The organism is Micromonospora sp. NPDC047793 (assembly GCF_040642635.1).
Lineage (GTDB): Bacteria > Actinomycetota > Actinomycetes > Mycobacteriales > Micromonosporaceae > Micromonospora.
In genome coordinates, this window is sequence record NZ_JBEYSG010000001.1 from 818,310 (window position 1) to 843,201 (window position 24,892).

20 protein-coding genes are annotated in these 24,892 nt (G+C 72.8%); 16 read left to right on the top strand and 4 right to left on the bottom strand.

Going from position 1 to position 24,892, the window contains the following annotated elements:
- Positions 1-4 precede the first annotated feature (4 nt).
- Positions 5-1,054, top strand: a complete 1,050-nt coding sequence (thrC, locus tag ABZ738_RS03755; RefSeq protein WP_131052105.1) for a threonine synthase — start codon at positions 5-7, stop codon at positions 1,052-1,054.
- Positions 1,055-1,128: 74 nt separating this feature from the next.
- Positions 1,129-2,337 carry an acyltransferase family protein gene (locus ABZ738_RS03760; protein ID WP_161594916.1) on the top strand — a complete coding sequence of 403 codons (1,209 nt, stop codon included), beginning with the start codon at positions 1,129-1,131 and terminating at the stop codon, positions 2,335-2,337.
- A 12-nt stretch (positions 2,338-2,349) separates the two neighbouring features.
- On the opposite strand, the gene ABZ738_RS03765 is transcribed toward ABZ738_RS03760, so the two are convergent.
- Positions 2,350-2,913, bottom strand: a complete 564-nt coding sequence (locus tag ABZ738_RS03765) for a TetR/AcrR family transcriptional regulator (RefSeq protein WP_357210943.1) — start codon at positions 2,911-2,913, stop codon at positions 2,350-2,352.
- Between the two features lie 76 nt (positions 2,914-2,989).
- Between ABZ738_RS03765 and ABZ738_RS03770 the strand changes: the two genes are divergently transcribed.
- From ABZ738_RS03770 to ABZ738_RS03780, 3 genes are all read left to right on the top strand, one after another.
- Positions 2,990-4,888 carry an ABC transporter ATP-binding protein gene (locus ABZ738_RS03770; protein WP_236145624.1) on the top strand — a complete coding sequence of 633 codons (1,899 nt, stop codon included), beginning with the start codon at positions 2,990-2,992 and terminating at the stop codon, positions 4,886-4,888.
- 9 nt (positions 4,889-4,897) lie between these two features.
- Positions 4,898-8,182, top strand: coding sequence for an efflux RND transporter permease subunit (locus ABZ738_RS03775; protein WP_357210716.1), 3,285 nt, complete (start codon positions 4,898-4,900; stop codon positions 8,180-8,182).
- Positions 8,183-8,291: 109 nt separating this feature from the next.
- The gene (locus tag ABZ738_RS03780; protein WP_357210719.1) at positions 8,292-9,536 is read left to right on the top strand and encodes an MFS transporter; all 1,245 of its coding nucleotides are present in this window, start codon (positions 8,292-8,294) and stop codon (positions 9,534-9,536) included.
- A gap of 10 nt (positions 9,537-9,546) precedes the next feature.
- Here ABZ738_RS03780 and ABZ738_RS03785 read toward each other — a convergent pair whose 3' ends face one another.
- Positions 9,547-10,023 (bottom strand): hypothetical protein, encoded by a 477-nt coding sequence (locus ABZ738_RS03785; RefSeq protein WP_254876969.1) that lies wholly within the window; start codon positions 10,021-10,023, stop codon positions 9,547-9,549.
- Positions 10,024-10,140: 117 nt separating this feature from the next.
- Between ABZ738_RS03785 and thrB the strand changes: the two genes are divergently transcribed.
- The 4 genes from thrB (at position 10,141) to prfA (ending at position 15,176) form a co-directional block, all read left to right on the top strand.
- Positions 10,141-11,094 (top strand): homoserine kinase, encoded by a 954-nt coding sequence (gene thrB / locus ABZ738_RS03790; protein WP_357210721.1) that lies wholly within the window; start codon positions 10,141-10,143, stop codon positions 11,092-11,094.
- Positions 11,095-11,390: 296 nt separating this feature from the next.
- Complete coding sequence (gene rho, locus ABZ738_RS03795) at positions 11,391-13,439, top strand: transcription termination factor Rho (RefSeq protein WP_357210724.1); 2,049 nt, start codon at positions 11,391-11,393, stop codon at positions 13,437-13,439.
- 329 nt (positions 13,440-13,768) lie between these two features.
- A complete protein-coding gene (gene rpmE, locus ABZ738_RS03800; RefSeq protein ID WP_131056839.1) occupies positions 13,769-13,993 on the top strand; it encodes a 50S ribosomal protein L31 in 225 nt (74 codons plus the stop codon).
- A 94-nt stretch (positions 13,994-14,087) separates the two neighbouring features.
- Positions 14,088-15,176 (top strand): peptide chain release factor 1, encoded by a 1,089-nt coding sequence (gene prfA, locus ABZ738_RS03805; protein WP_131056837.1) that lies wholly within the window; start codon positions 14,088-14,090, stop codon positions 15,174-15,176.
- Between the two features lie 6 nt (positions 15,177-15,182).
- Here prfA and ABZ738_RS03810 read toward each other — a convergent pair whose 3' ends face one another.
- Positions 15,183-16,733 carry a GGDEF domain-containing protein gene (locus ABZ738_RS03810; RefSeq protein ID WP_357210728.1) on the bottom strand — a complete coding sequence of 517 codons (1,551 nt, stop codon included), beginning with the start codon at positions 16,731-16,733 and terminating at the stop codon, positions 15,183-15,185.
- 74 nt (positions 16,734-16,807) lie between these two features.
- Here ABZ738_RS03810 and prmC point away from each other — a divergent pair, with 74 nt between their 5' ends.
- The 4 genes from prmC to ABZ738_RS03830 all read left to right on the top strand — a co-directional run bounded on the left by prmC (position 16,808) and on the right by ABZ738_RS03830 (position 21,230).
- Positions 16,808-17,767, top strand: coding sequence for a peptide chain release factor N(5)-glutamine methyltransferase (prmC, locus tag ABZ738_RS03815; RefSeq protein WP_201272447.1), 960 nt, complete (start codon positions 16,808-16,810; stop codon positions 17,765-17,767).
- Positions 17,767-18,411 (top strand): L-threonylcarbamoyladenylate synthase, encoded by a 645-nt coding sequence (locus tag ABZ738_RS03820; RefSeq protein ID WP_176095993.1) that lies wholly within the window; start codon positions 17,767-17,769, stop codon positions 18,409-18,411. Before prmC ends, ABZ738_RS03820 begins: the two co-directional genes overlap by 1 nt.
- Positions 18,412-19,023, top strand: coding sequence for a phosphotyrosine protein phosphatase (locus ABZ738_RS03825; RefSeq protein WP_131054809.1), 612 nt, complete (start codon positions 18,412-18,414; stop codon positions 19,021-19,023).
- Between the two features lie 95 nt (positions 19,024-19,118).
- Positions 19,119-21,230: a transglycosylase domain-containing protein gene (locus tag ABZ738_RS03830; protein ID WP_357210731.1), complete on the top strand. Its 2,112-nt coding sequence runs from the start codon at positions 19,119-19,121 to the stop codon at positions 21,228-21,230.
- A gap of 15 nt (positions 21,231-21,245) precedes the next feature.
- On the opposite strand, the gene ABZ738_RS03835 is transcribed toward ABZ738_RS03830, so the two are convergent.
- On the bottom strand, positions 21,246-22,730 hold the full coding sequence (locus ABZ738_RS03835) for an SDR family oxidoreductase (protein WP_131054807.1): 1,485 nt from the start codon (positions 22,728-22,730) through the stop codon (positions 21,246-21,248).
- A gap of 35 nt (positions 22,731-22,765) precedes the next feature.
- On the opposite strand from ABZ738_RS03835, the gene glyA reads away from it, so the two are divergent.
- The 3 genes from glyA (at position 22,766) to ABZ738_RS03850 (ending at position 24,869) form a co-directional block, all read left to right on the top strand.
- Complete coding sequence (glyA, locus tag ABZ738_RS03840) at positions 22,766-24,052, top strand: serine hydroxymethyltransferase (RefSeq protein ID WP_131054806.1); 1,287 nt, start codon at positions 22,766-22,768, stop codon at positions 24,050-24,052.
- Positions 24,049-24,483, top strand: a complete 435-nt coding sequence (locus ABZ738_RS03845; protein WP_176095105.1) for a hypothetical protein — start codon at positions 24,049-24,051, stop codon at positions 24,481-24,483. Before glyA ends, ABZ738_RS03845 begins: the two co-directional genes overlap by 4 nt.
- Positions 24,484-24,647: 164 nt before the next feature.
- On the top strand, positions 24,648-24,869 hold the full coding sequence (locus tag ABZ738_RS03850; RefSeq protein WP_131052266.1) for a hypothetical protein: 222 nt from the start codon (positions 24,648-24,650) through the stop codon (positions 24,867-24,869).
- The last annotated feature ends 23 nt before the right edge of the window (positions 24,870-24,892 follow it).

Consider the following 24,892-nt stretch of genomic DNA (forward strand, 5'->3'; position numbering starts at 1 on the left):
CGGCATGTGGCGGGGTCTGATCGAGGCGTACCGGGACCGGCTGCCGGTCACCGACGCCACGCCGGTCGTCACGCTGCACGAGGGGAACACGCCGCTGCTGCCCGCGCCGGTGCTCTCCGCGCGGCTCGGCTGCGACGTCTACCTCAAGGTGGAGGGCGCCAACCCGACCGGTTCGTTCAAGGACCGGGGCATGACGATGGCCGTCTCCAAGGCGGTCGAGGCGGGTAACAAGGCGATCATCTGCGCCTCCACCGGCAACACCAGTGCCTCCGCCGCCGCGTACGCGGCCCGCGCCGGGGTGACCTGCGCGGTGCTGGTGCCGCAGGGCAAGATCGCCCTCGGCAAGCTGGCCCAGGCTCTGGTGCACGGCGCGAAGCTGCTCCAGGTCACCGGCAACTTCGACGACTGTCTGGCACTCGCCGCCAAGCTCGCCCAGGACTACCCGGTGGCGCTGGTCAACTCGGTCAACATCGATCGGCTGCACGGTCAGAAGACGGCCGCGTTCGAGATCGTGGAGGCGCTCGGCGACGCGCCGGACATCCACTGCCTGCCGGTCGGCAACGCCGGCAACATCTCCGCGTACTGGATGGGCTACGGCGAGGACGCCGCCGCCGGCAACGCCACCCGCACCCCGAAGATGTACGGCTTCCAGGCCGCCGGTGCCGCACCGATCGTGACCGGGCAGGTGGTGCCCGAGCCGTCCACGATCGCCACCGCGATCCGGATCGGCAACCCGGCGAGCTGGACGAAGGCGTTGGACGCCCGGGACGCCAGCGGCGGCCTGATCGAGTCGGTCACCGACCGGGAGATCCTGACCGCGTACCGCCTGCTGGCCCGGGAGGTCGGCGTCTTCGTGGAACTGGGCAGCGCGGCCAGCGTGGCGGGTCTGTTGCAGCAGGCCGCCGCCGGGCGGGTGCCGGCCGGTTCCACCGTGGTCTGCACGGTCACCGGGCACGGTCTGAAGGATCCGGAGTGGGCGATCACCACGGCTCCGGCGCCGGTCACCATCGCCAACGACCCGCTCGCCGCCGCCCGTTCGCTCGATCTCGCCTGAGGCAGCCAAACCGACACTTGCTCCTTTATGGGCATTTTGGTCGCAAAGGCGTCTTCTGGCGGTACAACTATGGGGTGGCTACCGACCCGGTGGCTGCCGAGGCTCGGCGGACACCCGACGCGACAGGCGTCGCGCCCGTGGTGGCCGCGCAGTCACGGACCTCCTACCTGGACCTGCTGCGCGCGGCGGCACTGGCCCGGGTGCTGCTGTACCACGCCACCGGGTGGCTGTGGCTGAGCCTGCTGGTCCCGGCGATGGGCGTCATGTTCGGCGTCGCCGGCGCGTTGCTCGCCGCGTCGCTGGACCGGTACGGCACCCGTGCCGTCGGCCGTCGGATGCGGCGGCTGCTGGTGCCGTTCTGGGCCTTCGGCGCGACGGTGCTGGTGCTGGTGGCCGTCGCCGGTCAGGTCTCCGGCACGCCGAGCGGGTTCGGTTGGGGCGACGTCTGCTGGTGGCTGCTGCCGCTGCGGGTGCCGTCGGCCGGCGCGATGTCCTGGGGGTGGGCGTTCACCGTCGGCCTCTGGTACGTCTCGACGTACCTGTGGCTGACCCTGCTCTCACCGCTGCTCCTGCCGTTGTACCGCCGCTGGCCGTGGCCCGTGCTGGCGGCGGCCACCGCCCTGCCGGTGTGTGCTCATCTCGCCGGGGTGACCCAGTTCTACTTCGTCGTGTCGTACCTGCCCTGCTGGCTGCTGGGTTTCGCGTACCACGACGGACTGCTGCGGCGGGTGCCGGCCCGCCTCTACCACGGTCTGGTCCTGGTGCTGGCCACCGTCGGTGGCACCTGGGTGCTGCTCGCCGCCACCACGGGTGCGCCGGGCGAGCTCAACCACATCCCGGCCGGTTCCACCATCTGGTCGATGGCCTGGGTCGCGGCGCTGTTGCGGTGGGCCCCCCGGTCGACCGCTGTTGCCCGGTCGACCGGGGAGGTCCGGCCGACGCGGGGCGGCGGGCTGCTGCGCCTGGTCAACGCCCGGGCGCTCACCGTCTATCTGTGGCACATCCCGGCCAGTGCGGCGATCACCGCCCTGCTCATGCCGTGGCTCTCCTTCGACTCCGTCGCCCACGTGGGGATACGGCTGGTCGGGATGGTCCTGCTGACGGCCGTCGCGGCGCTGGCCGTCGGGTGGATCGAGGACCTCGCCGCCCGGCGGCGTCCACGGCTGCTGCGGGTGGGCGCCCCGGCGGTGTCCCGCTCGACGCGCCGTGGTGGTGCGGGCGTGCCGCGTGGACGGACCGCCGTCGACGGGCCGATGCCGCCGGTCGGGGCTGAACGAGGGTGAGCCGGCGGAGGGTCAGCCCCGGGGTGCGACAGCGCCGGCGACGGTCCGGATGACCAGGCCGAGGGCCTCGTGCCGGGAGACCTCGTGGGAGGCCAGGTAGCTCCAGCCGGCGTAGAGCTGGGACCAGAGCACCGACTGCACCCACGGCGCGGGCAGCGCCGGGTCGATGCTGCCGTCGGCGTGGCCGCGCGCGATCATCGCGTAGAAGTCGTCGTCGCAGACCTCGGTGCCCCAGATCGGGTCCTCGATGATCGTCGGCTCGGCGAAGACGAGCGAGAGCAGGTCACCCAGGTCGAAGTACTCCGCGCAGAGACGGAGCAGCGCCTCGGCGCCGGTGCCGTCGGCCAGGCGGGCGCGTCCGGTGGCCTCGTTGAGCCGGTTCGCGCCTTCGGCGGCCACGGCGGCCAGCAGGTCGGAGCGTTCGGCGAAGTAGCGGTGCAGGGTGGTCCGGCCGACCTGGGCGGCGGTGGCGATCTCGCTCAGGCTGGCGGCCTGGTTGTGGCTGAGCACCTCGATCGCGGCCTGCAGGATCGCCTGCCGGGTCCGCGCCCGGCTGCCGCTCTGGTCGGTGGTCATCACGCCGGACAGGTTACCAACGTACAGATTCGGAATATTGCTTGCCCGTAGTGGAACAGTGGTGTTCCATTGCCGGGTGACTGTGACCGCCGTACCCGCCGCGACCGAATCGGAGCCGACCGCCCCGAGGGCCCGGACCCGGCTGCTGCTGACCTACCTCCGGCCGCACTGGCCGGCCATGCTGGTCGGGCTGCTGCTCGGCCTGGTCGCCAACGCGGCCGGGCTGGCCACCCCGCTGGTGACCAAGTGGGTGCTGGACACCCTCGGCGCCGGTGAGTCGCTGGCCCGACCGGTCGCCGTGCTGCTGGTGCTCGTGGTGGTGGGTGCCGCCATCTCGCTGTGGCAGTGGATCCTGATGGGCCGCATCGCCGAACGGGTGGTGCTCGACGCCCGCACCGGGGTGATCCGCCGTTACTTCGCCGCCCGGATCGACCAGCTCACGCACCGCTCCGGCGGTGAACTGGTCACCCGGGCCACCTCCGACCCTGCGTTGCTGCACCAGGCGTCCGGCAGCCTGGTGGGCCTGACCAACGGTGCGTTGGCGCTGGTCGGAACGCTGGTGCTGATGGGTGCGCTCGACCTGGTGCTGCTCGGCGCCACCATGGTCGCGGTGGTCGTGGTGGCGGTCCTGATGGGATACCTGCTGCCCTCGATCGGCCGCGCCCAGGAAGCGGCGCAGGAATCCGTCGGGCGGTTCGGCGGGGCCCTGGAGGGTTCTCTGCGCGCCATCCGGACGGTCAAGGCCAGTCGCGCCGAGCAGCGCCAGACGTCGGCGCTCACCACGCACGCCCGCGAGGCCGCCGAGCACGGGCTCCGCGCGGCCCGACGCAGCGCCCTGGTGTGGACCATCTCCTGGACCGGCATCCAGCTCGCCGTCATCGTCATCCTGGGCGTCGGGGCGGCACGGGCCGAACGCGGCCTGATCGAGGTCTCCACCCTGATCGCGTTCCTGCTCTACGCCTTCGGGCTGATGGGGCCGATCGGCGAGCTGACCCAGAACCTCACCGCCATGCAGGCCGGGATCGCGGCGGCCGGTCGGCTCCGTGAGATCGAGGCGGTCGAGGCCGAACCCGGTTCGTCGCCGACCGTCACCGCGTCCGCCGCGCCGGAGCCGGTACCGCCGGTCGTCACCGCCGGCCACCGCGACCGCTCCGGGCCGGTGCTGACGCTGCGGGGCGTCACCGCCCGGTACGCGCCCTCCGCGCCACCCGCCGTGCGCGACATCGACCTGGAGATCCCCCGCGTCGGCCACACCGCGCTGGTCGGGCCCTCCGGAGCCGGCAAGACCACACTCTTCTCCCTGCTGCTGCGCTTCGTCGAACCGGAGCACGGGGAACTGCTGCTCGACGGCCGGCGCTACCCGGACCACACCCCGGCGCAGATCCGTGGGCGTCTGGCCTACGTGGAGCAGGAGGCGCCGGTCGTGCCCGGCACCATCGGGGACAACCTGCGCTTCACCCACCCCGACGCGAGCGACGACGAACTCTGGGCCGCGCTGCGGGCGGTGAACCTGCACGAGAAGGTGAGCGGGCTGGAACTCGGGCTGGACACGCCGCTGGCGGCCACCACCGTCTCCGGCGGCGAACGGCAGCGCATCGCGCTGGCGCGGGCGGTGCTGCGGACGCCGGACGTGCTGTTGCTCGACGAGGCCACCTCGCAGGTCGACGGCCTGACCGAGGCGGTGGTGAGCCGGTGCGTCCGGCAGCGGGCCGAGGAAGGTGCGGTGGTGACGATCGCGCACCGACTCTCCACCGTGCTCGACGCCGACCAGATCGTGGTGATGGAGCGGGGCCGGATCCGCGCGGTCGGGGACCACGCCACCCTGCTGCGCACCGACGAGCTGTATCGGGACCTGGTGGCGTCGCTGCGGATCGGCACCGCCGAACCGGTGCCCGCCGGGCCCGCCCCGGACACCGACGGGCGAATCGGGTCGGGCACACTGCTCGTGCCCTTCGAACGTCTCCCCCAGGAGTGAGCCACGCCGATGTCGCTGCTCGCCAGATTCAGCCTCGCCAACCGAGGGCTGGTCGCCCTCATCGCGGTGGTGACCACGGCGTTCGGTGCGTACGCCGTGCCGTCGCTGAAGCAGCAACTCCTGCCCTCGTTGGAGTTCCCCGCCGCGTTCATCGTGGCGTCCTACCCCGGTGCCGGACCCGAGGTCGTCGAGTCCCAGGTGACCGTCCCGATCGAGAACAGCCTGCGGGGCATCCCCGCGCTGGACAGCGTCACCTCCACCTCCCGCGAGGGACTGAGCACCATCCAGGTGCAGTACGAGTTCGGCACCGACCTGGACGACGTGGTCAACCGGATGCAGACCGCGCTCAACCGCACCCGGTTGCCCGACGACGTCGAGCCGCAGGTGATCGCGGGCAGCACGGACGACCTGCCGGCCGTGGTGCTGGCCGCCAGCGGCGGTGACGACGAGCGTGCCCTCGCGGCCAAGCTGCGGGACACGGTGGTGCCCGAGCTGGCGGCCATCGAGGGCGTACGCGGTGTCGAGCTGACCGGCGTCCGTGACGACCTGGTGGTCATCACCCCCGACCCGGCCAAGCTGTCCCGGGCCAAGGTGCAGCCGACCGCGATCGGCACCGCGTTGCAGGCCAACGGGGTGTCGGTGCCCGCCGGGGCGGTCCTGGACGGCAACCGGGCGCTGCCGGTGCAGGTGGGCGCGCCCCTGACCACGCTGGACGACCTGCGGGCCGTCATCGTCGCGCCGCCGAAGGGCAAGACCGGTCCGGTCCGTCTGGGTGACGTCGCCACCGTCTCCGAGCAGCTCGCCCCGGCCACCGCGATCACGCGTACCAACGGTCGTGAGAGCCTCGGCATCACGGTCACCGCCGACCCGGACGGCAACGCGGTGCAGATCTCGCACGAGGTGGCCGACCGGCTCGACGGACTGCGGGCCGCCACCGGTGCCGAGTTGACCGTCGTGCTCGACCAGGCCCCGTTCGTGGAGAAGTCGATCAAGACGTTGAGCACCGAGGGTCTGCTGGGCCTGATCATGGCCGTGGTGGTCATCCTGGTGTTCCTGCTGTCGATCCGCTCCACCGTGGTCACCGCGGTCTCCATCCCGCTGTCGGTGGTGGTCGCGCTGCTCGCCCTCTGGATCGGCGACTACTCGCTCAACCTGCTCACCCTCGGCGCGTTGACGGTCGCCGTCGGGCGGGTGGTGGACGACTCGATCGTGGTGCTGGAGAACATCAAACGGCACCTGACGTACGGCGGACCGAAGCGGGAGGCGATCCTCACCGCCGTCCGCGAGGTGGCCGGAGCAGTCACCGCCTCCACCCTGACCACGGTCGCGGTCTTCGCGCCGATCGCTTTGGTCGGCGGCTTCGTCGGCCAGCTCTTCGCGCCGTTCGCGATCACGGTCACGGTGGCGCTGCTGGCCTCGCTGCTGGTCTCGCTGACGGTGGTGCCGGTGCTCGCGTACTGGTTCCTCAAGCCGGTGACCGGCGCCCACGGGGCGACCGTGCGCCGTGCCGCCGAGGAACGGGAACTGCGCAGCCCGTTGCAGCGGGCGTACCTGCCGGTGATCCGGTTCGCCACCGGCCGGCGGGCGTTCCGCCTGGCCACCCTGGCGGCCGGTCTGGTGGTGCTGCTCGGCACGTTCGGCCTGGCCCGGCAGTTGGAGACCAACTTTCTCGACGACTCCGGCCAGGACACCCTGAACATCCGGCAGGAGTTGCCGGTGGGCACCGGGCTGGGCGGCACCGATGCGGCGGCCCGCCGGGTCGAGGCGGTGCTGGCGGAGACGCCGGGGGTGCGGTCGTACCAGGTCACCGCCGGTGGCGGCGACTCGCCGTGGGGTGGTGGCGCCGGCAACAACGTGGCCAGCTACGCGCTGCTGCTCGGCGAGGGGACCGATGCCAAGGAGATGCGCGGCATCCTGCGGGACCGGATCGGCGCGCTCGGCGCCGACGCGGGCGAGATCACGTTCCCGGCGGGCCAGGGCGGCGCGTCCGCGAACGAGCTGGCCGTGGTGGTGCGGGCCGCCGACCCCGAGGCGCTGACCCGCGCGGCCGAGCAGGCGCAGGCGGTGCTGACCCGCCTGCGGGGCGTCGAGGACGTCTCGTCCACCCTGACCGAGCAGGTGCCACGGGTGGAGGTGACCGTCGACCGGACGGCCGTCAGCCGGGCCGGGCTCACCGAGGCCGCGGTCGGTCAGCTCGTCGCGCAGGCGTTCCGGGGTACGCCGCTCGGCCAGGTGAGCCTGGACGGCGGTGCGCGCGACGTGGTGCTGCGGCTGTCCGCGCAGCCGCCGACGACCGTGACCGAGCTGCGCGAGATGCGGGTCGGCGCGGTCAAGCTGGACGACATCGCCGAGGTCACCGAGACCACCGGACCGCAGCAGGTGCGACGGATCGACGGTGAGCGCAGCGTCTCGGTCACCGGCACGGTCACCGGCTCCGACCTGGGTGCGATCAGCGCCGAGCTGCAACGCGAGCTGGACGCGATCGACGTACCCGGAGCGACCCTGACCATCGGTGGCGTCAGCGCCGAGCAGCGGGACACCTTCGCCGATCTCGGTCTGGCCGTGCTGGCCGCGATCGCGATCGTGTTCCTGATCATGATGGCGACCTTCCGCAGCGTCGTACAGGCGCTGATCCTGCTGGTCTCGATCCCGTTCGCGGCCACCGGCGCGGTCGCCCTGCTGCTGGCCACCGGCACCGCGTTGAGCGTGCCGGCGCTGATCGGCGTGCTCATGCTCGTCGGCATTGTGGTGACCAACGCGATCGTGCTGCTGGACCTGGTCAACCAGTACCGCGCCCAGGGGATGGGCGTGCGGGAGGCGGTGGTCGAGGGTGGACGCCACCGGCTCCGCCCGATCCTGATGACCGCCATCGCGACCATCTTCGCGTTGACGCCGATGGCCTTCGGGCTCACCGGCGAGGGCGGTTTCATCTCCCGGCCCCTGGCGATCGTGGTGATCGGCGGTCTGCTCAGCTCCACCCTGCTCACGCTGATCCTGGTGCCCACGCTGTACGCCATGGTGGAGGACACCAAGGAGTCGGTGCTGGCCCGGCGTCGGGGCCGGTCCGGCCCGTCGTCCGAGGACGAGCCGCGCGACGCCGACCCGGACGACGCGCCCGGCGACGAGCCGGCCGGACGGGAGGCGACGGCGACCGCGCCGCCCGCCGAGGAGCGCAGACCGGAGAGCCGGCCGGTGCCGGCGGCACCCTCCGGCGCCCTGATCGAGAGCACCGACCAGTTCGAGGTGCTCCGGCTGCCGAAGACCCGCAACTCACCGTTCCCACCCACCGAGTGAAAGGAGGGGTCCCCTGCTAACGCCTCGTGCATAGCAGGGGACCCCTCCTTACATCCGGGTGTCCGCGCCCCGACTCACCGGGGGAGTACGGCCGGGTAGGGTCCGGCTCGTGGCGTCCACCGTCGGGGTCATCACCCGCAACCGGAACTTCCGCAGTCTCTTCCTGGCTCAACTGGTGGTCTTCGGCGCCGACTGGTTCGTGATGGTGCCGCTGTTGGTCCTGTTGCCGCAGCTCACCGGCAGTGGCGTGTGGGGCGCGCTCGTGTTGGCCGTGGACACCGGCATCGTGGCGCTGCTGCTGCCGTACACCGGGACCGTCGCCGACCGCTTCGACCGTCGTACGATCATGATCGCCGCGAATGTGGCCGCGCTCGTCGGCGCCCTGCTGCTGCTCGGCGTACGCGACGCCGGCACCGCCTGGCTGGCGATGCTCGGTATCGGCGTGATCGCGGTGGCCAAGGCGTTCTACTCCCCGGCCGCGCAGGCGGCCCTGCCGAACGTGCTCGACCCGGACGAGCTGGCGGCGGGCAACGCGGTGGCCGGGTCGGCCTGGGGCACCATGACCGTCGTCGGTGCCTCCCTCGGCGGGGTCCTCAGTGCCGCCGCCGGGCCGTACGTCTGCTTCTGGGTCGCCGCGGTCGCGCTGGTGCTCGCCGCGCTGCTGGCCACCCGCATCCGCCGGCCCCTCCAGGCGGCGCGCGAGCAGGACGAGGCGCCGCCGCAGACCTGGGCGGCGATCCGCGAGGCGCTGGGCTACATCGCGCACCGCCCACGGGTGCTGGCCCTGGTGACGGTGAAGTCGGCGGTCGGCCTGGGCAACGGCGTGCTGACCGTCTTCCCGTTGCTGGCCGGGGTGTACGGGGTCGGCGCGCTCGGCACCGGCCTGCTGTTCGCGGTACGCGGCGCGGGCGCGCTGGTCGGCCCGATCCTGATGCGCCGGGTACTGACCAACCGGGCCTGGCTGCTGCCCGGACTGGCACTGTCCATGTCGGCGTACGGGCTGGCCTATCTGGGCACTTCGGTGGTGCCCTGGTTCCCGCTGGTGCTGGTGCTGGTCTTCGTGGCGCACTTCGCCGGCGGCAGCAACTGGGTGATGTCGAACTTCGCGTTGCAGGGCGAGGTGCCGGACCGGTTACGGGGCCGGGTGTTCGCCACCGACATGATGCTGGCGACCCTGGCGATCTCGGTCAGCCAGCTCGCGGTCGCCGCCGTGGTGGACGTGGTGGACGAACGGATCGTGCTGGCCAGTTGCGGCCTGGTCACGTTGACGTACGCGATCGGTTGGCGGGTGGCCACCCGACGGCTCTCGCTCGCCGCCCCGGCGCCGACCGTCGCCGAGACCGGGACCCGGTAGAACCGCCCCGTTAGCGCGTGACGGTGGGCGGCCGGTACGGGTCCGCCGAAGGTCCGTACGGGTCGGCCGGCGGCTGGTACGCGTCCGCCGGAGGTCGGTACGCGTCGGCTGGCGGCGGACCCCAGGCCGTGGGGGCGCCCGGTGCGGCGGCGCCCGGTGCCGGCGCCCTCCGGTGGCCGACCAGCGCGGCCGCGATCAGCAGCCCGACTCCGGCCGGGAAGAGCAGTGCGTTGATCACCCCGACGACCAGGGACAGCGCGCTGAACCGGGCGGTACCCCCGGTGACCGCCCAGGGCAACGCGACCGACCACACGAGGCTGATCAGCGTGGCGGCCAGCAGGACGGCGAGCCCGGCCAGCAGCAGACGACGGGCCGCTCCCGGCAGCCGCCCCCGGGCCGACGTCGCCAGCACACCTCCGGTGATCAGCACCATCAACGTCGGCAGATCCATCGCTACCTGCACCAGCAGATATCTGACGTCGCTCACGCAGTCCTCCCGAAGCCGTCGGTCTGGGCAGACTAGGACCTGTGGGCAAGGGTGCCGGGCGCGAGGTGCGTCCCAGGGGGCGGGCAGCGCGTCGGGCGTCGCCGGTGGGGCCCTAGCATGGGCGGCGTGCCGACCACATTCGCCGCCGGCCCGGTCCGGGTCCGGGTCCCCGCCACCAGTGCGAACCTGGGTCCCGGCTTCGACGCCCTGGGCCTCGCCCTCGCGCTCTACGACGACGTCGCCGCCGAGGTGACGGCGGGTGGCGTGACCGTGTCGGTGGCCGGTGAGGGCGCCGACGACCTGCCGGTCGACGACGGACACCTGGTGGTACGCGCCATGCGGGCGACCTTCGACGAGCTCGGCGGCCAGCCGTCCGGGCTGGCGTTGGAGTGTGTCAACCGGATCCCGCAGGCGCGTGGCCTCGGTTCCTCCTCGGCCGCGATCGTGGCCGGTGTGCTGCTGGCCCGTGCCCTGGTGGTCGACGGGGAGCAGCGGCTCGACGAGGCCGCCGCGTTGCGGTTGGCCGCCCGGATCGAGGGGCATCCGGACAACGTCGCGCCCTGCCTGCTCGGCGGGTTCACGCTGGCCTGGACGGAGTCCGGCGGTGCGCGGGCGGTGTCGTTGCCGGTGGCCGAGGGCGTACACCCGACGGTGCTGGTGCCGACCGAGCGCGGACTGACCGCGTCGGCGCGGGCGGCGTTGCCGGCGACCGTGCCGCACGCCGACGCCGCGCTCAACGCCGGACGGGCGGCGCTGCTGGTGCACGCGTTGACCACCGAGCCGGGTCTGCTGCTGCCGGCCACCGTCGACCGGTTGCACCAGAGTTATCGCGCATCGTCGATGCCGGGTACGGCCGCAGTGGTCGAGGAGTTGCGTGCGGCCGGTGTGGCAGCCGTGGTCAGTGGTGCCGGACCGACCGTGCTCGCCCTGTCTGAGCTGCCGGAAGGCTTCGACGCGGGAACAGAATGGCAGATTCTGCGGTTGCCGATAGACGTGCCCGGCGCGCAGGTCGAGCAGGGTAGACTCGGACACGCGGAGCGGGACCCTGTTGCCGCAGGTCGGAAGAGTTGATTACGCTCTAGACTTAGCACAGCCGCGAAGCATGCGATCTCCTGCGGGTCGGCGCACCCCCGAAGCTCTCGGCGGTAAGCCCGTCACCCCTGCCTAGGCACACGCCGCACCGCAGTCTTCACTGGTCGCCGCAGACGGCGAAACCCGCTCACCAGCTTCCTGGTGGGTCGGGCGACCGACCGGCTGCTGTGTCACAGACTCCCGCGAAGCGTCATGCGAGGCGGGTGCACCGAGGCCGCCCGGCCACCTGTTAGTCGATTCCGGGCAGTCCCGGCCTTATCGAGGGAAGGAATCCATTGAGCGACACCACCGACGTGACGTCGGATGTTTCCAACGTCGCTGGCGATGCCACCACCGCTGCCCCTGCCCGGCGTCGGCGCAGCGGCACCGGCCTGTCGGCGATGCTGCTGCCGGAGCTACAGAGCCTGGCCGCGTCGCTCGGCATCTCGGGTACGGCTCGTATGCGCAAGGGCGAGCTGATCAGCGCGATCTCCGAGCGCCAGGGCAGCGCCGCCGGGGCCCCTCGACCACGGGCCGAGGTCGCGGCGGCCGCCGCACCGGTCCGCGAGGAGGTTCACGCGGAGGTCCGCGACGCGGGTGAGCGGCCGGAGGCCGAGCGCCGCACCGAGCAGCCGGCGGCGAGCGTCGAGACCGAGGGACGTAGCCGGACCCGGCGCAGCCGGACCGCCGCTGCGGAGCCCCGGACCGAGGAGCCCCGGACCGAGGAGCCCGCCGCCGAGACCGGTGAGCGCACCGAGGGCCGGTCCGGCCGCGAGCGCGGCGCCGAGCGTGCGGAGCGGAGCGACCGCGCCGAGCGTGGCGACCGTGCGGAGCGGGGCGAGCGCAACGAGCGCGGCACCGACCGCGCGGAGAAGACCGACCGCGCCGAGCGTGGCACCGACCGCGCCGAGCGTGCGGAGCGGGGCGACCGTGGCGACCGCACCGAGCGGGGCGAGCGCACTGACCGCACCGAGCGGGGCGAGCGCACCGAGCGGGGTGACCGCGGCGACCGCAACGACCGCAGTGACCGCAACGACCGGGGTGACCGGGGCGAGCGCGGGCAGCGGGTCGATCGGGACAACGACGGTGACGACGACGAGGGCGGCGGTCGGCGTAGCCGGCGCAGCCGCTTCCGGGACCGCCGACGCGGTCGTGGCGACCGTAACGAGGGCGGCGGCACCGATAGCGGTCGTGAGCCGCAGGTCAGCGAGGACGACGTACTCGTCCCGGTGGCCGGCATCGTCGACGTGCTCGACAACTACGCCTTCGTCCGGACCACCGGCTACCTGGCCGGTGCCAACGACGTGTACGTCTCGATGTCCCAGATCAAGAAGTACGGACTGCGGCGTGGTGACGCGATCACCGGCGCGGTCCGCGCGGCACGCGACGGCGAGCAGCGGCGGGACAAGTACAACCCGCTGGTCCGGCTGGACACCATCAACGGGATGGAGCCGGACGAGGCCAAGCGTCGGCCGGAGTTCTACAAGCTCACCCCGCTGTACCCGCAGGAGCGGCTGCGGCTGGAGACCGAGCCGCACATCCTCACCACCCGGGTGATAGACCTGGTCATGCCGATCGGCAAGGGCCAGCGGGCACTGATCGTCTCGCCGCCGAAGGCGGGTAAGACGATGGTGCTCCAGGCGATCGCGAACGCCATCACGCACAACAACCCGGAGTGCCACCTGATGGTGGTGCTGGTGGACGAGCGACCCGAAGAGGTCACCGACATGCAGCGGTCGGTGAAGGGCGAGGTCATCGCGGCCACGTTCGACCGTCCGCCGCAGGACCACACCACCGTCGCCGAGCTGGCGATCGAGCGGGCCAAGCGCCTGGTCGAGCTGGGTCACGACGTGGTCGTCCTGCTCGACTCGGTGACCCGGCTCGGCCGGTCGTACAACCTGGCGGCGCCGGCCAGCGGCCGGATCATGTCGGGTGGTATCGACTCCACCGCGCTGTACCCGCCGAAGCGGTTCCTCGGCGCGGCCCGGAACATCGAGAACGGCGGCTCGCTGACCATCCTCGCCACCGCGCTGGTGGAGACCGGTTCGATGGCGGACACGGTCATCTTCGAGGAGTTCAAGGGCACCGGCAACGCGGAGCTGAAGCTGGACCGGAAGATCGCCGACAAGCGGACCTTCCCGGCCATCGACATCCACCCGTCCGGTACGCGCAAGGAGGAGATCCTGCTCGCGCCGGAGGAGCTGGCCATCGTGCACAAGCTCCGCAAGGTGCTGCACTCGCTGGACTCGCAGGCGGCGCTCGACCTCCTGCTGGACCGGCTCAAGCAGTCCCGCACCAACATCGAGTTCCTGATGCAGATCGCCAAGTCGACGCCGGGGGAGTGACCTCCACCGGGTGACACTCGGCGAAGGGGCGCGGCCGACACGGTCGCGCCCCTTCGCCGTACCCGCCGGAGGTTCTCTCCTGCGCCACGGCGGCCCCACCGACCTCTCGCGTACCGCCGCCGGCAGGTCGGAATGCGCGAGCCCGCGCGGGGAATGCCGAGGACGGGTCCGGCGTTGACCTGGTCGATCAGCCGGTACGGCCCGCTTCGCGGGTCTGCTGGGCCCCATGGCAGACTGGTCAATCGGCCACCGGTTCCGGTTCACGCCCCGTTCGCGCGTACTGGCGCGCGAGGGCGACCCGGCGACCACGACGAGAGGACCGAGGCGAGATGAAGTCCAACATCCACCCGGAGTACGTGACCACGAACGTCACCTGCTCCTGCGGCAACACCTTCACCACCCGCAGCACCGCGAAGGGCGGCGCGATCCACGTCGAGACGTGCAGCGCCTGCCACCCGTTCTACACGGGCAAGCAGCGTGTCCTGGACACCGCGGGCCGGGTCGCGAAGTTCCAGCAGAAGTACGCCAAGGTTCAGGCCAAGAAGGCCAAGTAGCTCCTGGTCCGACGCCCGCGTCCGGTTTCTCCCGGACGCGGGCGTCGTCCGTCTGTCGTCCGGTCTCCCCGCCGTCCAAGGAGCGATCCGCAGCATGAGCAGCGAGCGCCTGGCCGCCCTCCTCGACGAGTACGCCGAGTTGGAGAAGCGCCTGGCCGACCCCGCCATCCACGCCGACCAGGGCACCGCCCGTCGGGTCGGCCGCCGGTACGCCGAACTGGTGCCGCTGCACAAGGCCGCCGGGGAGTTGGCGCAGGCCCGGGCCGACCTGGTCGCGGCACGGGAGTTGGCCGCCGAGGACGCGTCGTTCGCGGCCGAGGCGGAGACGATCGCGTCGACGCTGCCGGCCCTGGAGGAACGCCTGGCCGAGCTGCTCATCCCGCGCGACCCGCACGACGCCAAGGACGTCATCGTCGAGATCAAGGCCGGTGAGGGCGGCGAGGAGTCGGCGCTGTTCGCCGGTGACCTGCTGCGGATGTACACCCGGTACGCGGAGCGGCGGGGCTGGCTCACCGAGGTGATCGACGCCCAGGACTCCGACCTCGGTGGGGTCAAGGACGTCTCGCTGGCGATCAAGACCAAGGGCGTACCCGACGGGGGCAACGGCGTCTGGTCCCGGCTCAAGTGGGAGGGCGGCGTGCACCGGGTGCAGCGGGTGCCGGTGACCGAGTCGCAGGGGCGGATCCACACCAGCGCGGCCGGCGTCCTCGTGTTGCCGGAGGCCGAGGAGGTCGACGTCACCATCGACCCGAACGAGCTGCGGATCGACGTGTTCCGGTCGTCCGGTCCCGGTGGCCAGTCGGTCAACACCACGGACTCGGCGGTGCGGATCACCCACCTGCCGACCGGCATCGTGGTCTCCTGCCAGAACGAGAAGTCCCAGTTGCAGAACCGGGAGCAGGCCCTGCGGATCCTGCGTGCCCGGCTGCTCGCCGCCGCCCAGGAGCAGGCCGACGCCGCCGCGTCGGACGCCCGCAAGGCGCAGGTCCGTACGGTGGACCGCTCGGAGCGGATCCGCACCTACAACTTCCCGCAGAACCGGATCACCGACCACCGGATCGGCTACACCGCGTACAACCTGGATCTGGCCCTGGCCGGCGACCTGGACGGCGTGCTCGACGCGCTCAGTGAGGCGGACCGGGCCGCCCGCCTGGCCGGCGACCCGGAGCTGACCCGCCGCTGACGCCGCTCAGGCGCTGCGCGGCCGGACCTTGGCCTGCAACATCTCGCGGTCGGCGGCCTCGAAGGCGGCGCCGAGCGCGTCGCGTTGTCCCGGCCCGGCGGCGCCCACCTCGGCGAAGCCGATGCTGACGCCGACCGGCGTGCCGGGCACCAGCGACTCCCAGTCCTCGGTCCGGATCGCGGCGTCGATCCGGCGCGCGACCTCGGCGGCCTCGGACATCCCGGCACCGGCCAGCACCACGACGAACTCGTCGCCGCCGTAGCGGGCCACGAAGTCGCCCCGGCGCATCACCCGGTTGATCACCCCGGCGACGCGCTGGAGGACCAGGTCGCCCGAGTGGTGGCCGTGCCGGGTGTTGACCGCCTTGAAGCCGTCCAGGTCGCAGACGCCGATCACCACCCGTTCGCCCCGGGCGACCACCGCGGCGATGTACCGCTCCAGACGGCGCCGGTTCGGCAGCCCGGTCAGCGGATCGGTCAGCGCCTCGCCCTCGAACCGGGCCGCCTCGCGCCGCATCTCCTCGTGGTCGATCCGGGCGGCGATGCCGTCGATGTAGACGTCGCGGAGCCGGTCGTGTCGTTGCGCGGCGAGCCGGAAGGCCAGCCGGTCGGCGCGGTGCGCCGCCGCGTGGTCACCGGCGCGGGCCAACGCGATGCTGCGCAGGCGTGCCGGTTCGGCCGCGCCGAGCGTCTCGGCGGAGACCTGGACGGCGTCCAGGCGGGTGACCGCCTCGATCGGCCGACCGGCCGCCACCGCCAGGCAGGCCTGGCCGAGTTGGCGCATGTCGCGGGCCCGGGCGCTGTCCGCGCCGTGGCCGAGCAACCGGGCCGGGTCGGCCCCGGACGGCGAGTCGATCACGTCGCCGAGGGCGGCCCGGCGGGCCGCCGCGTAGCCGTACGCGGCCAGGCTGCTCGGCCGCAACCGGTCGGCGCGGCCGGCGGTGACGAACCGGTCCAGGTCGGTGGCGACGTCCCGCAGGACCCGCAGGCACCCGTCGCTGTCGCCGGTGTGGTCCAGGGCGACCGCGTTGCGCAGCCGGATCCCGGGGGCGGCGAAGGTCTCCTCCGGGATTCCGGCGGCGGTGCCGAGCTGACGGGCCCGTTCGATCGCACCGAGCGCGTACCCGTGGAAGCTGAGATAGGAGTACGCCATCGCCAGGTCGTGCCAGCCCCAGGCGGTGTCGCGGTCCGGGTCGTCGACCGCGCCCAGCGCCCGGGCGGCCTTCACCAGGTGCGTCACGCAGCGGTCCAGCGCGCCCTGGTGGTGGGCGGCCAGCGCGGCCAGCGCGTTGAGGTGGCCGTGCAGGTACGGCTCGGCGAGGTCGCGGACGGCGGCGGACGCCTCCTCGATCGCCCGGGTGTACTCCGCCGTACGGCCGAGATTGATCAACGCCGAGAGCCGCTGGACGAGCGCGTCGGCGCGGACCCGGGAGTCGCTGCTGGTGCACAGCACCCGATCCAGGAGCGCGGACGCCTCGGCCGAGCGGCTCACCTCCTGCAACGCCCGCGCCTTCGTCAGGGCGTCAACCTGGTCATCGACCCGGTCGAGCCAGCCCACCCGCGACCTCCCGTCGGTGTGTCGCCGGATGCACCCGCTTATGCACGTGCACCGCGACGACTCATGATTATGGCGTGACCTCCGTGCCGCAACACCCGTCCGAAGGGACGAGACGTGAGCGCCCCACCGTCGTGCTGGCGTGGGCCGCCCGTGCGCTGGCCGACGCCGGGGTGCCCTCGGCCCGTGCCGAGGCGGAGATTCTGGCCGCGTACGTGCTGGCCGTGCCCCGGGGACGGCTGGCGCTCGCGGACGGTCTCACCGACGAGCAACGCGACCGTTTCGAGGCGTTGGTGAGCCGGCGTTGCCGGCGTGAACCGCTGCAACATCTCACCGGGAGCGCCGGCTTCCGGCATCTGGAACTGGCCGTCGGGCCGGGCGTCTTCGTGCCCCGCCCGGAGACCGAGCTGCTCGCCGGCTGGGGTGTCGAGCGGGCCGCCGAGCGGGTGGCCGACGGGGTGACGCCGGTGGTGGTGGACCTGTGCAGCGGGTCGGGGGCGATCGCGTTGGCGGTGGCGCAGGAGGTGCCGGCCGCCCGCGTGGTGGCGGTGGAACGTGCGCCTGCCGCGCTGGCCTGGCTGCGTCGCAACGCGGCGACCCGGGCGGCGGCGGGGGACCGGCCGATCGAGGTGCTGGCGGCCGACGTGACCGCACCGGACCTGCTGGCGGAGCTGGTCGGCCGGGTGGACGTGCTGCTCTGCAACCCGCCGTACGTGCCGCTCGCGGTGGTCGTACCGCCGGAGGTGGCCGGGCACGACCCGGCGGAGGCGGTGTTCGGCGGGGACGACGGTCTGACCGTGATCCGTCCGGTGCTGCGGCGGGCGGCGGCCCTGCTGCGGCCCGGTGGTGCGCTCGGGGTGGAGCACGACGACACCCACGGCGCGTCGGTGCCCGACCTGCTCGCCGCCGACGGCCGGTACACCGCGATCACCGCGCACCACGACCTCGCCGGCCGCTCCCGTTTCGCCACCGCGTTCCGTCGCACGGACCACCGGCGACCCGCGACGGCCGACACGTGGCAGACTGGCTCCTCGTGATGCTCTACGACTGCCGGTCCCTCGCCGACCGGGACCGCGGCATCGCTGCGGCCATCGAGGCGGTGCGCAACGGCGAACTGGTCGTCCTGCCGACCGACACCGTGTACGGGGTCGGTGCCGACGCCTTCACGCCGTACGCGGTGAAGGCGTTGGTGGACGCCAAGGGTGGGACGCAGGCGTCGCCGCCGGTGCTGATCGGCTCCCGACACACCCTCGACGGTCTGGTCTACACGCTGCCGCAGGCCGCCCGGGATCTGGTGGAGGCGTTCTGGCCGGGGGCGCTGACCATCCTGGTGAAGCACTCGGCGAGCCTGCGGTGGGATCTCGGTGACGACAGCGGGGTGGTGGCGGTCCGGATGCCGCTGCACCCGGTGGCGCTGGAGGTGCTGCGGGAGACCGGGCCGATGGCGGTCGCCTCGGCCAACAAGATCGGCCGTCCGGCGGCGCAGACCGCCGACGAGGCGCGGGAGCAGCTGGCGTACTCGGTGCGGGCGTACCTGGAGGCCGGACCGGCCGTCGACCCGCTGCCCAGCACGATCGTCGACCTGACCGGCGAGGTGCCGACGATGGTCCGTGAGGGCGCCATCGACCTGGCCCGGCTGCGCGACGTGGTGCCGGAGCTGGTCGAGAGCCGGGTGGCGTGAATGCCTCCGTTCACCGTCCTGCACGTCTGCATGGGGAACATCTGCCGCTCGCCGATGGCGGAGCGGCTGCTCACCCTCGCGGTGGGCCAGCGACTGGCCCGGCGTGACCTGGACCCCGGCCGGGTGGAGGAGCTGCTGCACAGCCACAGCGCGGGCACCGGGGGCTGGCACGCGGGCGAGGAGATGAACCCGCCGGCGGCCCGCCAGGTGACCACCCGGGGCGGCACCGTGAGCGGCTTCGCCGCGCGGAAGCTGCGTTCCGACCACATCGACGCCGCGGACCTGGTCCTGACCGCCACCGCCGACCAGCAGGAGTACGTGGTGGCGTTGCGCCCCGACGCCGCCGCGCGCACCTTCGTGCTGGGTGAGTTCGGTCGGCTGCTGACCGCGCTGGACCGCGACGGACTGCCCTCGGTCGAGGCCACCCCGGACGCGGTGTACGCCCGGGGCGTGGCGGTGGTGGAGGCCGCGAACGTCGCCCGTCAGGGCACGTCGTTGCTGCCCAGCGACGACCTCGACGATCCGTGGGGACGCGGCGACCAGTGCTTCAGCCGGGTGGCGGACGAGATCGAGGAGACGATCCATCCGCTCGCGGCGATCCTGCTGCCCTGATCGGTGAATTACCTCCGGGTTTGAGGAAAACCGAGGCGTAAAGGGTGGTTAGCGCCATTCTGGGAGGGTCCTGACGGCTCCTGCGGGGAGAGCTGATGACCCGGGCGTTCCTGCCGAAAGTGTTCACCGTTCTGCTGGCCGGCACGCTGGCCGGCCTGGCGCTGGCGGTGGCGGCACTGCCGGCCGCGCTGGTGTTCGGGATCGGCTTCTCGGCGGTGGCCGAGCCGTACACCGAGCTGCCCAACACACTCCGGACGCCACCCACGGCCCAGCGGTCCAACCTGTACGCCAAGGACGGCACCACCCTGATCACCTCCTTCTATCAGGAGGACCGGGTGGACGTGCCGCTGGACGAGGTGGCCCCGGTGATGCGCCAGGCCATCATCGCCGCCGAGGACGTCCGGTTCCACGAGCACAGCGGCGTCGACCTGCGGGGCGTGGCGCGGGCCTTCGCCGCCAACCAGGGCTCCGGCGGCACCCGGCAGGGTGCCTCCACGCTGACCATGCAGTACGTCCGCAACGTGTTGAGCACGGACCCCCGGTTGACCGAGTCGCAACGGGCGGCGGCCACCGAGGTGAGCACCGCCCGCAAGATCCAGGAGATGCGGTACGCGCTGGCGCTGGAACGGGAGCTGACCAAGGACCAGATCCTGGCCCGGTACCTCAACATCGCGTACTTCGGTGCCGGGGCGTACGGCGTCGCCGCCGCCAGCAAGCGCTACTTCTCCACCTCGCCGGACCGGCTCACGCTGGCACAGGCGGCGATGCTGGCCGGGCTGGTCCGTTCCCCGCACACCGACGACCCGATCAACGGTGACGCGGACGCGGCCACCGCCCGCCGGGGGTACGTGCTGGACCAGTTGGTCGCCACCGGTCAGGTCACCGGCGAGGTGGCGGACGCGGCCCGGGCGGAAGCGCTGAACCTGCGCCCCAGCGAGACGCCGAACGACTGCACGGCGGTGCCCTCGGGACACAACGACTGGGGCTTCTTCTGTGACTGGTTCACCCGCTGGTGGAACGAGCAGAAGGCGTTCGGCGGCACGGTCGACGAGCGGCAGCGCACCCTGCGCCGGGGCGGCTTCACCATCGTCACCTCGCTCGACCCGAGCGTGCAGCGGGCCACCACCGAGCAGGTGCGGCGGGTCTACTCGGTGGACGAGCCGCATGCCATGCCGACGGCGGTCGTCGAGCCCGGCACCGGTCGGGTGCTCGCCATGTCGGTCAACCGCAACTACAGCGTCGCGGCCAACCCGCACGGGCAGACCAACTACCCGAACACGGTCAACCAGCTCGTCGCCGGGGGCGGCACGATCGTCGGGTACCAGGCCGGTTCGACGTTCAAGCTGTTCACCATGCTGGCCGCGTTGGAGGCCGGGATGCCGCTGCGGACCGTCTACGACGCGCCGACCCGCATCCTCACCGACTACCGGATCAGCGGCGAGACGAACTGCGGCGGGTACTGGTGCCCGTCGAACGCCAGCGCCTCGATGCGCGGCGAGCACGACATGTGGTCCGCGTTCGGCGAGTCGGTCAACACGTACTTCGTCTGGCTGACCGAGCGGGTCGGCGCGGACCGCGTGGTGGAGATGGCCGAGCGGCTCGGCATCGTGCTGCGGGCCGAGGACGACGTCCGGCTGGCCCGGCACGGCGCGCGCGAGTGGGGGCCGTTCACCCTGGGGGTGGCCGCCACCACCCCGCTGGACCTGGCCGGGGCGTACGCCACGCTGGCGGCCGAGGGGACGTGGTGCGCGCCCACCCCGGTCACCTCGATCGTCGACGGCACCGGCCGCCGGGTGACCGCGGGCCAACCGGACTGCCGCCAGGTGCTCGACGTGGACGTGGCCCGCGCGGCGGCGGACGCCGCCCGCTGCCCGGTCGGGGACCAGTCGATGTACCAGGGCTGCCACGGCGGCACCGCCACCGCCCTGCGCGGACAGCTCGGTCGGCCGGTGGCCGGCAAGACGGGCAGTTCCGAGCGGTACGCCACGGAGACCGTGGTGGCCTTCACCCCGCAGCTCGCGGCGGCGGCGATGGCGGCCAACCCGGACGATCCGCAGGACGCGGTCGGCCGGGCGGTGCAGAGCCGGATGGTGGAGGGGGTGGGGGAGATCCTCGCCTTCGCGCTGCGCGACGTGCCGTCCCGGGACTTCGTGCCGCCCAGCGAGACGACCGCGTGGCGGTACACCACCACCCGCAGCGGCGACTGAGCGAGCGGGCGACGGTCAGCGCGCCGCCGGTGGCGCCTCGACGGCGGTCCGCTCGGCGTCGGCGGCGATGTTGCGGGCCATCCCGCCGAAGACCACCGCGTGGAACGGCGCCACCGCCGCCCAGTACGCGTGCCCGGCCAGGCCCCTGGGAATGAAGACGGCCCGCTGGCGGTACCGGACCTGCCCGTCGTCGTCGCGCCGCACCTGCATCTCCAACCAGGCCCGGCCGGGCAGCCGCATCTCGGCCCGCAGCCGGAGCAGCTCACCGGGGAGGATCTCCTCCACCCGCCAGAAGTCCAGCGCCTCGCCCACCCGCAGCCGGTGCGGATTCCGCCGGCCCCGGCGCAGCCCGACGCCGCCCACCAGCCGGTCCAGCCAGCCGCGCACCGACCAGGCCAGCGGGAACGAGTACCAGCCGTGCTGGCCGCCGACCCCCTCGACGACCCGCCACAGCGCCTCCGGCGAGGCCGCCACCGGCTGCTCCCGCACGTCGGTGTAGACGCTGCCGCCGCTCCAGTGCGGGTCGCTGGGCAGCGGCTCGGCCGGGGCGTCCCGGCCCGCCGCCGACGACCAGCGGGTCTCCACCTCGGCGTCGCGGACCTTGGCCAGCGCCAGATCGACCGCCCGGTCGAAGCCGGTCAACCCCTCCGGCGGGTCCGGCAGGTACGCCGCGATGTCGTGCTCGTGCGCCACCGCCTCGTGCACCAGGCTCTCCACCAGCGGACGGGCGAGGGCGTTCGGTACCGGGGTGACCAGACCGACCCAGTGCGAGGAGAGCCGGGGCGTCAACGCGCGGACCGGCAGCAGGACCCGGCGGCTCAGTCCGGCGACCCGGGCGTACCGCTGCATCATGTCGCCGAAGGTGAGCACGTCCGGGCCGGCGATGTCGAAGGCCCGGTTCACCTCCGGCGGCAGGCCCACGCAGCCGACCAGGTAGCGCAGCACGTCCCGGACGGCGATCGGCTGCACCCGGTTCGACACCCAGCGCGGGGTGACCATCACCGGCAGCCGTTCGGTCAGGTAACGCAGCATCTCGAACGAGGCCGAGCCGGAACCGATGATCACCGCCGCGCGCAGCACCACCGTGGGCACGCCGCTGCCCAGCAGGATCCGGCCCACCTCGGTCCGCGAGCGCAGGTGCGCCGAGGAGGCGTCACCGGCCGCCGGTTCCGGCCCCCCGAGATAGACGATCCGGCGTACGCCCGCCGCCTGGGCCGCCGTCGCGAAGGCCGACGCGGCCTGCCGGTCGGCGTCCTCGAAACCGGCCTGCCCGAGCGAGTGCACGAGGTAGTACGCGACGTCGACGTCGTCGAAGACCCCGGCCAGGCTCTCCGGCCGGCTCAGGTCCCCCTCGGCGATCTCGACCTGCCCGGCCCACGGCACGTCCCGCAGCCGTCCGGCCCGCCGGGCCAGGCAGCGCACGGTGTGTCCCTCGGCCAGCAGGTGCGGCGCCAGCCGCCCGCCGATGTAGCCTGTCGCACCGGTCACCAGACATCTCACGGCCTCCAGTCTGCGGCCGAATAGACTCGGGCGCTGTGGAGACCGGTAAGGGCACCTTCTGGGGGCCCGACTTCGAGCAGCTCAGCACCACGGATCCGGAGATCGCGGAGGTGGTGCTCGGCGAGCTGGACCGGCTGCGCGGCGGTCTGCAACTGATCGCCAGCGAGAACCTCACCTCCCCGGCGGTGCTGGCCGCGCTCGGCTCGACGCTGACCAACAAGTACGCCGAGGGCTATCCGGGTCGGCGCTACTACGGCGGGTGCGCCCAGGTGGACCGGGCCGAGGAACTCGGCATCGCCCGGGCCCGGGAGCTGTTCGGCGCCGAGCACGCCAACCTCCAGCCGCACTCGGGCGCGAGCGCCAACCTGGCCGCGTACGCCGCGCTGGTGCAGCCGGGTGACACGGTGCTGGCGATGGAACTGCCGCACGGCGGGCACCTGACCCACGGCAGCCGGGTGAACTTCTCCGGCAAGTGGTTCGACACGGTCGGCTACACCGTCCGGCGGGACACCGAGCTGATCGACTACGACGATCTTCGTGACCTGGCCCGCACGCACCGACCGAAGATGATCATCTGTGGCGCGACGGCGTACCCGAGGCTGATCGACTTCGCCCGGTTCCGGGAGATCGCCGACGAGGTGGGCGCGTACCTGATGGTGGACGCGGCGCACTTCATCGGGCTGGTCGCCGGGCAGGCCATCCCCTCCCCGGTGCCGTACGCCGACGTGGTCTGCGCGACCACGCACAAGGTGCTGCGCGGTCCACGCGGCGGGATCATCCTCTGCCGCGAGTCGCTGGCCGAGCGGATCGACAAGGCGGTCTTCCCGTTCACCCAGGGCGGACCGTTGATGCACGCGGTGGCGGCCAAGGCCGTCGCGTTGCGCGAGGCGGCGCAGCCGGAGTACCGCACGTACGCCGCGCAGGTGGTGGCCAACGCGCAGGCGCTCGCCGACGGGTTGGCGGCGGAGGGGATGCGGCCGGTCTCCGGCGGCACCGACACCCACCTGGCCCTGGTCGACCTGCGGGAGACCGGGGTGACCGGAGCGCAGGCGGAGGCCCGCTGCGACGCGGCGACCATCACACTGAACAAGAACGCCATCCCGTACGACCCGCAGAAGCCGATGGTCGCCTCCGGCATCCGGGTGGGCACCCCGAGCGTCACCACGCAGGGCATGGGCGAGCCGCAGATGCGCCAGGTCGCCGAGCTGATCGCCCGGGCGGTACGCACCGACCCGGCGGCTCCGGGTGGCACCGACGAGCTGGCCCGCGTCGCCTCCGACGTGGCCGAGCTGGTCGCCGAGTTCCCGGCGTACGCCCGATGACCGCGCCTCGTGCGGGGGAGCCCGGCGCCATCCGTGCCCGCCTGCCGCACCTGCGCCTGCCGCTGCTGGCCTGTGCCGGGCTGGCCGTGGTCGGCGTGCCGGTCGCCGCGCTGCTGCGGGGCCCGACCGGCGCGGCCGGGGTGGCCGCCGGGATCGGTCTGGTGATGGTGAGCTACCTGGTCTCCGGGTTCTCGGTGGCCTGGGCGGACGCGGTGAGCCCGAAGATGGTCATGCCGGTGGGGCTGGTCACCTACGCCACCAAGATGGTGTTCCTGGGCGTGGTGATGGCCGCCGTGGCGCAGGCCGGCTGGCCCGGGCTGCCCGACATGGGGGTGGCGATCATCGCGGGCGTGCTGGTGTGGATCGTCGCGCACACCACCTGGGCCTGGCGCTCCCCGCTGCCCACCGTCGACCGGGCGTCGGGTCACTGACCGTACGGCCGGTGTTCGCCCGGCGTTTCGCCCCCCTTCCCGGCGGGCCGTGCAGGAGTAAGCTGAGCGCGGCTGAGGCGCCGTATCGATTGCCCGCACGCTGCTCGCAGTGTGGGGGGTGCCGCACACTCGCGAAACCCCCGGCTGATAAAGTTCGCCTCGTCATGGCCGACAACCCTCATCGCGGAAGCTCCGACGAGCACTCGTCGGAAGGCGTTGCCGGAGCCGTTCTTGGCTACCTGCTCGCCGGCATCCTCGTGTGGGGATTCCTCGGCTGGTTGGCGGGGACGCTCCTCGGCCTGCCGACCGGCATCGGGATCGGCGTGGGCATGATGCTCGGCGCAGCCGGAGCGATCTACCTGATCATGAAGAGGCTCGGTGCCTGAGTTTCGGCACACGCGGGTCTGTC